Consider the following 12,552-nt stretch of genomic DNA (forward strand, 5'->3'; position numbering starts at 1 on the left):
GCCTGCTGTTTTTAATGTTTTCTATTCATAAGTCCATAAGAATCAAACAATAAATATTGTGCACAATCACTGGCCAATAAGTTCAATGCACGATATAATCGCCTCGCCAAACTATCCAGGAAGTAAAAAAAACATTCAGGAGTACTCCTCGTGAAACATAAAGTATTAATAATGATCGCGCTCGCGATTTTCTCAGGCTCGCTTTTTGCTGCAAATAATGAACAACTGCAGCGCGAAATTTTACGTTTACAACGCCAGACACAGGCACTACAGACTCAATTAAACCGTTTGCAAAAACAGTTAGTGACTCAATCTGTGAATAAGCCTGCGGTGAAGAAGGCCAGTAAACCCAAGCAAGCTGGCAAAACGACATCAAGCAGCAAGCCTGTACGGGCAAGACAACCTGTACCAGTTAAAAAGAGAGTAATCAAAAGGCCGATAGAAGTAGGCCGATCTCAGTCTGCAAAGCCGCCTGCGCGGCATAGCGATGAACCAATTAAATCGTATCATACAAGCGCACTAACGGTTCATACAGTAGATGACAATCGGGATTCAAGTAATTTTTACCCTACAGCCTTACTTGCTGATGGAAAAGTAATTACCTTCATTGCAGGAACTCCGGTAGTAACCGCTCCTTATACAGGTGATAGACCTGCTTTTGATGGTTCAGATTATATCGTCAATATTTCAAGTATTAACCGAGATATTCGCTTAATGCAGCAACGACGCCGTCTTTACCGTGCATATGAAAGTATAGGATACCCGGTTCCTAATGTCCCTATTATTGCTTTAAGTGGAAAAGCTGAACCTGTTGCCAACTTTAACCGCTCCTATGCAGGCAACACCACTGGTGATATCGATTTAGGTTCTAGTGAGTTTGATGTTGCAGCAATGTTGAATGATAAGGTAGAAGCATTTATGTCTGTTGCTTACGATGAAACACCACCTTTGGTGAGTGGTCCCCGCGTTAGCAATTCGGCTTTCCAATTAAACATGGGGTTTGTCAATATTGGTGATTTGGATCAATCCCCCTATTATTTCACTGCGGGACAATTATACGTACCCTTTGGCCGTTACTCCAGTGCAATGATCAGTTCTCCTTTGACCTTACGATTGACCAGAACAAAATCTCGGCCTTTCATTCTCGGTTATAAATCGCAATATGACTCTGGACCTTACGCCGCTGTCTATGGTTTCCGATCAGATACTACACTGGGAAAATCGGGTGTAGGCGGGGTCAACCTGGGTTATACGATCAAATCAGGTGATATGGCTGGAGAAATTGGAGCGAGCTATATAGGTTCGATTGATGATTCAGCAGGAATGCAGGATACTGGTTCGTCTCCTGGTACAACCTTTGGTGGTTTTAGTTCGATAACCAATGGTAATGAGCGAGTAGGTAAAGTACCGGGTTTAGGTGTTCATTGGAACATGAATATCGATCGCTATAACTTTACTGCCGAATGGGTGGGCGCTACAAAGGCCTTTAGAACACAAGATTTAAGTTTTAATGGCCGAGGAGCAAAACCACAGGCTATCCAGTTAGAGGCTGGCGTAACCTTTATGAGTTTTTGTAAGCCCTCATCGTTCTCAATCGGTTATCAGTGGACCAAAGACAGCTTGGCCTTAAATTTACCCAAGCGGCGGTTGGCTGGCGTATATAGCATTTCGATATGGAAAGATACTGTTGAAAGCCTTGAATACCGTCATGACAACGATTATAGAATCAACCAATTCGCTAATGGTGCATCACCTCCAGACGTGGTCAACCAAAATACAATTGGTACTGGTCGATCTTCCGATACTATACTTGCCCAAATCGGTGTGTATTTCTAAAAAAGAGTGAAAGCAGTTTTATTACCGCGCAGTCAATTGCGCGGTAACCTTTTTGACAGTCATCCTTAAAATCCTATAGAACACGGCTTATCCCCCAAAATCCTGCTATGCTTAATCAAATAAGTGGTAGAACAGGATGTTTTATGCGAATTCTACATACCATGCTGCGGGTTACAGACCTGGACAAATCCATTGCTTTTTATACCTCCGTGCTAAATATGAAATTAATAAGCCATAAGGAATATCCTGAAGGGCGTTTTAGCTTGGTCTTTCTCGGCTATCCCGATAGTCCTGGAGGAGCACAGTTAGAGCTTACTTATAACTGGGATAAGACCAGTTATGAGAAAGGTGATGCATACGGACATATTGCGATTGCCGTGGACGATGTCTATCAAGCTTGTGCCCGCATTAAAGCCCAGGGCGGGAACATTGTCAGGGATGCAGGCCCCATGAAATATGGCGATATTATTTTAGCATTCGTTAAAGATCCAGATGGTTACCTAATCGAGCTTTTGACTGACAAAGGTACGATGTGATGAGCAGGAAACTGATACATCGTGTAGTTGTCTTGTTAAGTTTACTGGTTATTCTATTGCCCGTGATTGCAGCACCTGGGAAAGTGATTGAACTCAACATTAATGGGGCAATAGGCCCTGCAACAGCCGACTATTTGTCACGTGCTATCCATGATGCACAAAATGGCACAGGCCTTATTTTGATCCAATTGGATACCCCGGGTGGTTTGGATAAATCAACTCGCCAGATCGTACTGGATATTCTTTCTTCCAAAGTACCCGTTGTAACGTATGTTTCACCTAATGGAGCCCGAGCGGCCAGTGCAGGGACTTTTTTGCTTTATGCCAGTACGGTGGCGGCCATGGCACCCAGTACCCATTTAGGAGCAGCCAGTCCTGTCAACCTGTTGGGTGATATTGATAAGACAGATAAGACGACAAAGCAGAAATCAACAATGGACAACAAGGTAACGAATGATGCGGTTGCCTATATTCGCTCCCTTGCCCAACTACGTGGTCGTGACGCCGTATTTGCACAAAAAGCAATTCTGGATGCAGCGACATTAACTGCAAATGAGGCTCTTAAAGCCGGTGTGATTAATATCGTCGCTAAAAATCGCGCTGATCTTCTAACCCAATTAAATGGTTTAATCGTGATCCAGGATAACCAACGAATTCAGTTAAACACAGAGGAAGCAGAGGTAGAGAGCATAACTCCCGATTGGCGAACACGATTTCTACAGATCATTACAGAGCCGACAGTGGCCTATTTGCTTTTACTTTTAGGGATATACGGTATTTTTTTTGAATTGATGAATCCAGGATTTATGCTCCCTGGTGTTGTTGGTGCCGTAGCAATTTTATTGGCTTTATACGCCCTGCAACTCTTGCCTGTCAATTATGCGGGCCTTGGCCTGATTATTCTCGGTATTATACTGATTACCGCAGAGGCATTTACTCCAAGTTTTGGGACTCTCGGTTTGGGAGGGACGGTATCTTTTATTATTGGTTCTGTGTTGCTTATTGATAGTGATCATACCAGTTATCAAATTGCCTGGTCAGCGATTTGGGCGATGGCAGCAGTCAATATAGTGTTTATATTTGCCTTGTTTACGATAGCGATTAAATCAAGAAAACAAAAAATACAACACGGCGTTGATATTCTACTCGGGGCTGAAGGCCGAACTTTAGGAATCGTTGATCCCTGTGGTCAGGCAGTCATTAGAGGCGAAATTTGGAGTGTGCATGCAAGCCAACCTATTCCTGCGGATAAACGCGTAAGGGTGGTTGCTACCAAGGGTCTACAATTACAGGTAGAAGAGATCAATCATGACGCTGATTGCAATATCAGCAGTAAGGATGCCTAAGGGGAAAATCATGGCTTCATTCTTCGGGTTCTTTGTAATTCTTGTCATTTTCATACTTCTGGCTGCGTTTCGTGTACTTAGAGAATATGAACGGGGTGTCGTGTTTATGCTCGGCCGCTTTTGGCGGGTTAAGGGACCAGGACTGGTGATTATTATTCCTGGTGTGCAACAAATGGTTCGTGTTGATCTACGGACAGTGGTAATGGATGTACCTAGCCAAGACGTTATTTCGCGCGATAATGTTTCTGTTCGTGTTAATGCGGTACTTTATTTCCGGGTTGTTGACGCCCAAAAGGCAATTATTCAAGTAGAAAATTATTTTGAGGCAACCAGCCAATTGGCACAGACTACTCTGCGTTCTGTTCTAGGCCAACATGAATTGGATGAAATGCTGGCAGAACGAGAACAGTTGAATAGTGATGTACAAAAAATATTGGATGCTCAAACGGATGGTTGGGGTATTAAAGTGTCTAATGTGGAAATCAAGCGTGTCGATTTGGATGAAAGTATGATTCGCGCCATTGCGAAACAAGCCGAAGCGGAACGGGACAGAAGGGCAAAAGTTATTCATGCAGAAGGTGAATTACAAGCCTCAGAAAAACTATTACAAGCTGCGCAAGTGCTGGTGAAAGAACCACAGGCTATGCAATTACGTTATTTGCAAACGCTCGCCAGTTTAGCAGGAAGCAATACTTCGACGGTTGTTTTTCCCATGCCGATCGAACTGGGAGAATTTTTACGAAAAATGAATAACAAATAATGTAAGTTCGATTGGTAGTTTTACTGGCGTGTGTCGACAGGAGAGTAAATGTAAAACTGCCCTAATGACCTGTTTTTGGCAAACATTCATACTGATATTCGTATTCATAGGCTGTCTTCTTGTGTAGAGGGGACGAAAAATCGATAACTCCGCATCCGTATCCATGAGCCTACGTTTTCTTGATGAAAATTCGGGTTCTTTGCTCTTTCCTTTTCCCTTTCTGCGGTGTCCACCTCTCGCTTGTATCTGAGAACGATTTCTGCGACGTCGCAGTATTTGAACTGCTTATCGTCTAATGGGATGTCCATTCTTTTCCATTTCACTAGCAAAATGGAGTTTGAATTTTTCGTTACTGGACCCTGGGGAGGGATTAAAGATAGGAATGCTAATATCCAGTTTGCCCTCGGGATCGGTTTGGCAAATTACTTCCGCAAAAAAGGTTGCAGCGAGTTCAGGATCCCAACCATACACACCAATGCCTAACGGTTGAATAAACAGAGGGCGTTGCAGGAGCAAGGCGTCTCTTACTGCTCCTCTAATTGCTTCCTTATATTGTGCTTGCAAATCTTGTTCAGAGAGAATTTTGGCAAAGGTCAATCCTTTATGCCCGAATTGATCAGGTACGGTGGCTACACCCCCAGGGTCTTTTCATGACTATAAATTAGTCAGCTATTCAGTATAATCGCGTAGTTAATTGAACTGACGAAAGAGACAGATGACCGAAGTATTAGCCTTTTTATCTACAGTTGAAGACGTACGAGAACAAGAGAAAATCATTTATCCGTTATCTTCCCTGTTATTCATGTCTATATGCGCTATATTTTGTGGTGCAGAAAGTTGGGATGATATGGTTGTATTCACTGAATCACGAAAAGACTGGTTGTCAAATTATATAGATATGTCGCCAGGAATCCCCTGTTACAGCACGTTCCGCCGTGTATTTTCAGTGATTGCCCCCAGTTCATGGAGCGCTTTGATTGAAGGAACCTTAGGAATAGTCATTAAAGATAAAGCACCGGAAGATCAAATACCTATTGATGGTAAAACATTAAGAGGAACTCGTTGTTCATCCAAGGAAGTACGAGCCATCCAAATGGTAAGTGCCTGGAGTGTTTCAAATAAAATATCACTTGCAGATATCAGAACGGACAGTAAATCAAATGAAATAAAAGCGATTCCCTTGCTTCTTGATTTACTTACAGTAGAAGGTTGCACGATATCAATCGATGCCATCGGTTGTCAGGAAGAAATCTTAAAAAAGATAATTGAGAAAGGCGGTGATTTTGTTATTGGTTTGAAGAAAAATCAGCCTTCTTTATATCAAGCGGTTCATGATTATTCAAAAGAACATGGAGAAAAACCCTGTAATTTGATTGAGGATGCTTTTGATGAAAGCCATGGTCGGTCAGTACGACGGCGCTATTTTGCTTATCCTTTACCGGAAGAAGCAAAACCTTTTGCTTTTACTGGAATAAAAACCATTATTGCCACTGAAACCATAAGCTCTACCACAAATACCCCTGAAGTCATTGCACAATGGCGTTATTACGTTACAAGCCATGATGCGGATAACCCAAATCTAAGTCGTTATGTACGCGACCACTGGTCGATTGAAAATGAATATCACTGGCAATTAGATGTCCATCTTAATGATGATAAAGATAAAAAATATGATGATGTAGCAGCTGAAAATTTTGCAAGAACTAAACGGCTATTGCTAAACTTAGTAAAAATAAAACAGCCTGAGGGTAAGAAACGCAGCGTACGATCCAGGCTGAAGCGTGTTGCATGGGATCTGGATTATTTGCTGACCTTGCTTGCTTTATAATCTTGTGTAATCAATATCATTGAATATACTGGAATTAATAGTCCGGTTCGTCTGCATCCTGAATAAGATTACTTATTTACCATTTAGAATAAACAAAAATCACCATCTAAATTCACCAAATCTTTCGTCGACTGTTGGCTAAAAAATAGTTGGACAATGGTTGGTTTATTTCTAGTCATGAAAAGCCCCTGGCTACACCCCCAAGATAATCATCTTGTCTTGCAAGACGACTATAAGCGGGCATTTCTTGTTTTTGCTGATGAAAATTATCCAATTGTAACTGCAAGGCAGCAACCCAACCACCAGGTCGATTTTCGTGATGAAGATTCTTGTCAAAATACGCTTTAAAGACCGTGAAACCTGCTCCCATACTGGATACGGTGTGGCAGGTTACTGTGCCCGCACAGACAATAAGAGAATTTTTTTTGGGTTTGGCATTAATGGGTGTTTGGATGGGCATAAGATGACTCCAAATAGATGCAAACTACCTTGATAATATAATAATAACTGTAATTTTAAGGCGAGATATTCTTTTTACGGTAAAAATAATATACAATCCCGGGTTATTTTGTAACCCAGTTTATAGTTAAAGATTAGGGAACAATCAATGAAATTTAATAAACATCTTTTGGCATCCTATTTGTTTCCAATTGCAAATCGCCTTTTATCTCCTCTTAATCTGAAGTTGTCAACCAAGAATACTCCAAATAGAGATTTTGGCTCCTTTATTGGCCATTTGAAAAGACTTAATTTTCATATTAAAACCGTTATTGATGTCGGGATCGCTTATGGTACGCCCGCGCTTCATAAATTTTTGCCAGAAGCAAAGTTTTATCTGGTTGAGCCTGTACCTCACTGTTTACCTTTACTTAAAAAGCTTGAGAATACGATTGGTGCTACTACTCATAATGTGGCTGCAGGTGCAGAAGATAGTGAAATTGAATTTTTTCTCCACGATGACATTTCTGGCTCAAGTTGCCTACGCCAATGGGAGGGGGAATCGTTTGACGGGAAAAAAATTACAGTGCCTTTGAGACGATTAGATACGTTGATTCCCCAAACAATAGCACGTCCAAGCTTGTTGAAGATAGATACACAAGGTAATGAGTTAGAAGTATTGAAAGGCTCTAAAGAGCTCTTGGATAAAATTGATATTTTAATTATCGAAACCTCTTTTCATGAGTTTCGTAAGGGTGCTCCTGAAATTCATGAAATTATTTCAACCATGGTTGATTTAGGTTATCGCTGTTATGAGGTATTAGAAGGCCATTATCGCGCCATTGATAATGCCCTGGCGCAGGTTGATATTGCATTTGTTAAGCATGATTCGCAGCTTCGATCTTCAAAATGCTTTTTTAGTGAAGAGCAATTGGAAGACTATTTATCAAAGCCTAATCCACAAGCACTAATTAATATTTAATAAGTTGGTTATGAGCCTTCCTTCTAAGCAAGGAAGGTTTTGTACTTGTACTAATAAAATGCAATGTCAGCGTGATTTTCTCTGATTGATGGGGCCTGCCCATCAATCCTGTTACTGTGGATATCTGAATGTTTAAAAATCTTTTTATTTTCCCCCTGATTCTGATCTGTGCTGAAATGGCAGTTTTTCTTTCAACGGATATGTATCTGCCTGCTTTACCCGATATGATGCATGATTTGGATGTCTCTACCAGCCTTGTCCAGCTCACTTTGTCTGCTTGGTTTTTAGGCGGTATGTCGATGCAATTATTTATAGGACCTATTTGCGATCGAGTTGGCAGACGTCCGGTTTTTATAACGGGTATGTTAATTTTTGTGTTATCCACTTTCGTATGTGCAATCGCACCTAACATTAGCATTTTGATTGCAGCGCGTTTTTTTCAAGGGTGTACAATCTGTTTTATCATCGTTCCCGGATATGCCAGTATCCATGAACTCTATGACCAAAAGAATTCGGTTCGCCTTTTAGCGACAATGAGCAGTATTACGGTTCTTGCCCCTGCTTTAGGTCCTTTCCTCGGCGGGCTTTTGGCGACATTAACAAATTGGCGGTGGATTTTTCTATCTTTATTTGTTTGGGGTCTATTAATTACGGGTTGGGTTCTGGCGCGTATGCCAGAAACCCTGGCGGCTGACAAACGCACACCACTCAATCTCCCTTTTGTGTTAGGTCAGTATAAAAGTATCGTGACTAATTGGCAGTTTATGCATTATTTATTGCCCTATTGGCTTATGTTTTGTGGTTTCATGAGCTGGCTAGTTTGTGGACCTTTCCTGGTCACTAACGAATTTCATTATAAGCCACTTTATTTTGGAATTTTTCAGTTACTGGTTTTTGGTTTTTATATGGTTGCTAACCGATTAGTACGGTTTCTTGTAGACAAAATGAGGCTTAATCAGCTAATTGAGCTGGGATTGTTTATTCTATTGGCAGGCAGTCTTTTTTCTATGGCCACGTCGTTGATCTACCCCTCGCATTTATTTGGGCTAATTGGCGGCATCATGCTTTTTGCTTTTGGTTTTGGGCTTTCTTCCGCATCGCTGCAACGCTTGGCGATTGAATCATCCGATGCCCCTATGGGTTCACGAATGGCTGTATTGTCAACTGGCCTTGGCATATCGGGGTTATTAGCCACGGGGTTAGTGAGCCTGACTTATCATGGCAAATTAAGCTCACTTGCTTCTATCCTTTTTGCAACGGCCGTAGGTGCTTCCATATTGTATCGAAGTGGTAAACGCTACCATTTAAGCAGTATTGATAATGAAGAGCCCCTGGTAAATGAGGGATGAAAAATGATTGGAGCAAAAAAATTTAGGTTGTTTCTGAAAGCTCAAGGCTATTTTTCCGGGGAGAAAAAGCCAGATTTGTTAACCAATTTTTACTAGGTACTTCGTACCATTTATAAATAAAATAGGAAATAGATAGCAAGCTTAGTAAGGCAATGAAGAAAGTTTCAGTTTTATTGAACAAAGTGAATTTCCTGGTTAAATAGATAACGCAGGTATAGACGGGAAATTGGATTAGATAAACACTGTAGCTGATATCACCTAACATGATTAATTTTTTTCTTAACCAAGTGCTCTTTATCTCAATAAAGGGCGTGAGGCTTATAATAGCCAGGGTTAAAAGCGAATAACAAAAACGTCCAAAACCATAACTTGGATTTCCAACAATTTTATCCAATACCATATAAATAACGAGTAAAATCAAAATAATCTTTACTAGAAGTTGCTGTTTTTGACGCAACTGTGTCCGATAACGCTCATAGACGATGAATAAAAGAATTCCTGCCATAAAGAAATAGAAGTGATTGAGCGGGTTTGTATAAAGGGGCCAATTGGCTACTAATTCCTGGACATGTTCGGTTGAATTATAGGTATAAAGATTAGTATTGTTTAAAAACTGGTAATCCACTGCCAAAAAAATTGTAAATAAAGTAAGAACAGTTAAATACTTGAGATCATTTCTGGTTAAACAGAGAATAAAAGGCAACAAAAAATAGAAGACATATTCGATACCGATAGACCAACCCCCTCTCACCGGAGTTAAATTAGTATTAATAAAGCCAAAAATAAACAATAAATTATTGGCATTCATTAATTTTTCACTGGGGTTGGTTAAAGGAGTGACCAGTTGTATTAGCAGAATGAAAGTGATTATTAGGAAAGGATATTTTAACAAGGATGGCGCTTTTTTCTCTCCAACCAAACCAACTAGAAATAAACTAGAAACAATTAGCAGGATTATTGGTGCTTGGAGAGTATTAAGCAACATACAAAGGTAGAATAAGGGGGCTATTCGAGCAAAACGTTTATAAAAATAAGTTCCTGCATTCTTGATATTACTAAAATCTGTTTTATGATAACTGTAAAACAAGGCAAAGCCGCTAATAGCGAAGAAGCCATCGACGCTTGCTATTCCTGCCGTCATAATGCCATGAAACTGTTTTAAATAATTGAGATCTAAAAACTGAATATAATGATAAATTGCAACCGATAGAGCTAACAAGCCCCGTGTAATATCAATCCCATCAATTCTTTTCATGCGTAAATAGATTTTAAAATAACCACTATACTTGAGATCCTTCGTTGATTAAATCTTTGAAAAATATTTTTCATTTGAAAGAAAAAATAAAAAACATATTGACTTTCTTTTTGCCAATTTATTGTTGTTAATTATTTTGCCAGTCATTAGACGATATAAATTTACCTTTCTCACCCTTAATTTATCTCTAAATGAAGAACTCACTGGGGAACCTGCGAATAAATGCAGACGGCACAGTTTTTATTAAACCGCGCAAATGACTTTCCCCTTCCCCTCCAAATGTGTTTGTGGTAGAAAGTGCTTTTTGTTAGCAAAATATACACGGGGCATTACATGTCAATAAAGTCAGATCGCTGGATAGAGAAAATGGCATTGGAACATGGGATGATTTCACCTTATCAACGCGGACAGGTGCGTGAGACAGATAAAGGCCGAATCATTTCTTATGGGGTTTCCAGTTACGGTTATGATGTGCGTTGCGCGGATGAATTTAAAATATTCACCAATATTAATTCCGCTATTGTTGATCCAAAAGCGTTTGATGCGAATAGTTTTGTAGACGTAAAATCCGATGTTTGCATCATTCCTCCCAATTCTTTTGCCTTGGCTCGTACAGTAGAATACTTTCGTATCCCGCGTAATGTATTAACGATTTGTTTAGGTAAATCAACCTACGCACGTTGCGGTATCATTGTGAATGTCACACCGTTGGAACCTGAATGGGAAGGTCATGTGACCCTGGAGTTTTCCAATACCACGCCACTCCCCGCTAAAATCTATGCTCATGAGGGTGTGGCGCAGATGCTCTTTCTGGAATCCGATGAAGTTTGCGCGGTATCTTACCGCGACAGAGGTGGAAAATATCAAGGGCAGACTGGCGTTACGTTACCGCGCACCTGATTCCATACGGCGTTTAGTCGTCGGTGTCTTTGAGCGGGATATGGCCTCGTGATGCGTCAACCCGCTCTCTAAGCTCTTTTCCGGGCTTGAAATGAGGACTATATTTCGCCTCAGTAACTACCTTTTCGCCTGTTTTAGGATTATGGGCATTGCGTGGTGGACGATAATGTAGTGAGAAGCTGCCAAAGCCCCGGATTTCAATGCGTTTGCCATCAACAAGCGCTTCACTCATTAACTCAAGAATTCGGTTAATACCATCAGTAACCTGTTTTTCAGGAAGATGTGTCATTTTTGCAGCAAGGTTTGCAATGAGTTGCGATTTAATCATACCCACCTCGGTTAGCCGCGTTGTTAGGGTGTCAGTACCAAGACACAACAGGTGCCGACTTTCTTTATTCTATTTAAGTATAGACGCGAAAAGAAATTATTCAATGTTATCAACTAACTGTAATAATATTCTAAATAGTAACGCATTGTTATCCATCTTATTAAATAATTTACCTTTTGCAACTAGGGAAAACATTAGTTTACCTTGATTTTTGCCAGTCCTGCCCGGGTGACGCTTGATCTTGGCGTTGTTGGATATAGGCTTTAACAATGCCCCAGCTCATTTTTACCTGGGTTACTGTCTCTAAGGTAAACAAATCCGAACGGAGTGTTTTACTGGTAGTAATGACCAGGGCTCCTGGTTGAATTTGCTCAACAAGTTGACTAATGGCCAACCAGGTTTCGCCAAAAAAAGCGGTGGCATTAATAAAAATAAGATTGGCATCGGCAACACTGGTTTCGAGAAAGTTACCCTGTATGAATTTAATGCGGTTAGCCTTGGTTTCATAGTCTCGAATGCATGTTAGGCGTTGCTGTTGCTGTTGGGCACAGTGGTGTAACGATGAAAAAAGCTCAATGCCACAGCTTTTTTTTACGTCAAACACCATGATGCAAGCCAATACTGCCTTCCCTACACCACTGCCCAAATCATAGAAGACAGTGGATGGCCCTGGTTTGCCTAAGGATAGCAGTGCGATAAAGGATTCAAAGTCTATTTCTCCATAGACATATTCCGGTGCATCTTGCTTGGTCCTTTCTACTTTAGATAAGGCAAAACCATCGACATTTGCATACAATTGTCGATAAACCTTGTAGTGCTTATTAAGGCTCAAGCTTTTTCGCCAGCGTTGTAATTTAATTTGCCGTCGCCAGAGGGGCAAAAATAAAAAAAGAGAGCAAATCACAATAAGGGATGCAAGTAACATATTAAATTAGGTAGTCCCTGGCCTGTGAAGTATCGGTGTGTTTTGAGGCGTCATACCCTCTCCCATTCG

Annotated in this window: 13 protein-coding genes; 8 read left to right on the plus strand and 5 right to left on the minus strand. The window is 40.7% G+C overall.

The window, feature by feature from the left end; translation table 11 throughout:
- The first annotated feature begins 150 nt into the window (after positions 1-150).
- The 4 genes from ACN4Z1_RS01955 to ACN4Z1_RS01970 all read left to right on the plus strand — a co-directional run bounded on the left by ACN4Z1_RS01955 (position 151) and on the right by ACN4Z1_RS01970 (position 4,478).
- Positions 151-1,836: an LbtU family siderophore porin gene (locus ACN4Z1_RS01955; RefSeq protein WP_228363476.1), complete on the plus strand. Its 1,686-nt coding sequence runs from the start codon at positions 151-153 to the stop codon at positions 1,834-1,836.
- Positions 1,837-1,979: 143 nt separating this feature from the next.
- A complete protein-coding gene (gene gloA / locus ACN4Z1_RS01960; protein ID WP_228363475.1) occupies positions 1,980-2,372 on the plus strand; it encodes a lactoylglutathione lyase in 393 nt (130 codons plus the stop codon).
- Positions 2,372-3,718, plus strand: coding sequence for an NfeD family protein (locus ACN4Z1_RS01965; RefSeq protein ID WP_228363474.1), 1,347 nt, complete (start codon positions 2,372-2,374; stop codon positions 3,716-3,718). Before gloA ends, ACN4Z1_RS01965 begins: the two co-directional genes overlap by 1 nt.
- Positions 3,719-3,728: 10 nt before the next feature.
- Positions 3,729-4,478 carry a slipin family protein gene (locus ACN4Z1_RS01970; RefSeq protein ID WP_228363473.1) on the plus strand — a complete coding sequence of 250 codons (750 nt, stop codon included), beginning with the start codon at positions 3,729-3,731 and terminating at the stop codon, positions 4,476-4,478.
- Between the two features lie 285 nt (positions 4,479-4,763).
- Here the strand turns inward: ACN4Z1_RS01970 and ACN4Z1_RS01975 are convergent, their stop codons facing one another.
- A complete protein-coding gene (locus tag ACN4Z1_RS01975) occupies positions 4,764-5,075 on the minus strand; it encodes a hypothetical protein (protein ID WP_228363472.1) in 312 nt (103 codons plus the stop codon).
- A 118-nt stretch (positions 5,076-5,193) separates the two neighbouring features.
- Here ACN4Z1_RS01975 and ACN4Z1_RS01980 point away from each other — a divergent pair, with 118 nt between their 5' ends.
- Positions 5,194-6,306, plus strand: coding sequence for an ISAs1 family transposase (locus ACN4Z1_RS01980; RefSeq protein ID WP_228363471.1), 1,113 nt, complete (start codon positions 5,194-5,196; stop codon positions 6,304-6,306).
- Positions 6,307-6,481: 175 nt separating this feature from the next.
- On the opposite strand, the gene ACN4Z1_RS01985 is transcribed toward ACN4Z1_RS01980, so the two are convergent.
- Positions 6,482-6,766, minus strand: coding sequence for a hypothetical protein (locus tag ACN4Z1_RS01985; RefSeq protein WP_228363470.1), 285 nt, complete (start codon positions 6,764-6,766; stop codon positions 6,482-6,484).
- Between the two features lie 147 nt (positions 6,767-6,913).
- On the opposite strand from ACN4Z1_RS01985, the gene ACN4Z1_RS01990 reads away from it, so the two are divergent.
- On the plus strand, positions 6,914-7,726 hold the full coding sequence (locus tag ACN4Z1_RS01990; protein ID WP_115222527.1) for an FkbM family methyltransferase: 813 nt from the start codon (positions 6,914-6,916) through the stop codon (positions 7,724-7,726).
- 128 nt (positions 7,727-7,854) lie between these two features.
- The gene (locus ACN4Z1_RS01995) at positions 7,855-9,075 is read left to right on the plus strand and encodes a multidrug effflux MFS transporter (RefSeq protein ID WP_115222526.1); all 1,221 of its coding nucleotides are present in this window, start codon (positions 7,855-7,857) and stop codon (positions 9,073-9,075) included.
- A gap of 22 nt (positions 9,076-9,097) precedes the next feature.
- Here ACN4Z1_RS01995 and ACN4Z1_RS02000 read toward each other — a convergent pair whose 3' ends face one another.
- A complete protein-coding gene (locus tag ACN4Z1_RS02000) occupies positions 9,098-10,330 on the minus strand; it encodes an acyltransferase family protein (protein WP_228363469.1) in 1,233 nt (410 codons plus the stop codon).
- Positions 10,331-10,663: 333 nt separating this feature from the next.
- On the opposite strand from ACN4Z1_RS02000, the gene dcd reads away from it, so the two are divergent.
- Positions 10,664-11,230 (plus strand): dCTP deaminase, encoded by a 567-nt coding sequence (gene dcd / locus ACN4Z1_RS02005; protein ID WP_058445856.1) that lies wholly within the window; start codon positions 10,664-10,666, stop codon positions 11,228-11,230.
- 13 nt (positions 11,231-11,243) lie between these two features.
- Here dcd and ACN4Z1_RS02010 read toward each other — a convergent pair whose 3' ends face one another.
- On the minus strand, positions 11,244-11,606 hold the full coding sequence (locus ACN4Z1_RS02010) for an integration host factor subunit beta (RefSeq protein ID WP_162262677.1): 363 nt from the start codon (positions 11,604-11,606) through the stop codon (positions 11,244-11,246).
- Positions 11,607-11,757: 151 nt separating this feature from the next.
- Positions 11,758-12,483 (minus strand): hypothetical protein, encoded by a 726-nt coding sequence (locus tag ACN4Z1_RS02015; RefSeq protein WP_228363468.1) that lies wholly within the window; start codon positions 12,481-12,483, stop codon positions 11,758-11,760.
- Positions 12,484-12,552 lie beyond the last annotated feature (69 nt).

The organism is Legionella sp. ST3F1 (assembly GCF_048553315.1).
Taxonomy (GTDB): domain Bacteria; phylum Pseudomonadota; class Gammaproteobacteria; order Legionellales; family Legionellaceae; genus Tatlockia; species Tatlockia donaldsonii.

Coding starts and splice junctions, on each gene's coding strand:
- dcd (WP_058445856.1), top strand. CDS start 10,664: ATGTCAATAAAGTCAGATCGCTGGATAGAGAAAATGGCATTGGAACAT.
- ACN4Z1_RS01965 (WP_228363474.1), top strand. CDS start 2,372: ATGAGCAGGAAACTGATACATCGTGTAGTTGTCTTGTTAAGTTTACTG.
- ACN4Z1_RS01980 (WP_228363471.1), top strand. CDS start 5,194: ATGACCGAAGTATTAGCCTTTTTATCTACAGTTGAAGACGTACGAGAA.
- ACN4Z1_RS01990 (WP_115222527.1), top strand. CDS start 6,914: ATGAAATTTAATAAACATCTTTTGGCATCCTATTTGTTTCCAATTGCA.
- gloA (WP_228363475.1), top strand. CDS start 1,980: ATGCGAATTCTACATACCATGCTGCGGGTTACAGACCTGGACAAATCC.
- ACN4Z1_RS01995 (WP_115222526.1), top strand. CDS start 7,855: ATGTTTAAAAATCTTTTTATTTTCCCCCTGATTCTGATCTGTGCTGAA.
- ACN4Z1_RS02015 (WP_228363468.1), bottom strand. CDS start 12,483: ATGTTACTTGCATCCCTTATTGTGATTTGCTCTCTTTTTTTATTTTTG.
- ACN4Z1_RS02000 (WP_228363469.1), bottom strand. CDS start 10,330: ATGAAAAGAATTGATGGGATTGATATTACACGGGGCTTGTTAGCTCTA.
- ACN4Z1_RS01970 (WP_228363473.1), top strand. CDS start 3,729: ATGGCTTCATTCTTCGGGTTCTTTGTAATTCTTGTCATTTTCATACTT.
- ACN4Z1_RS01985 (WP_228363470.1), bottom strand. CDS start 6,766: ATGCCCATCCAAACACCCATTAATGCCAAACCCAAAAAAAATTCTCTT.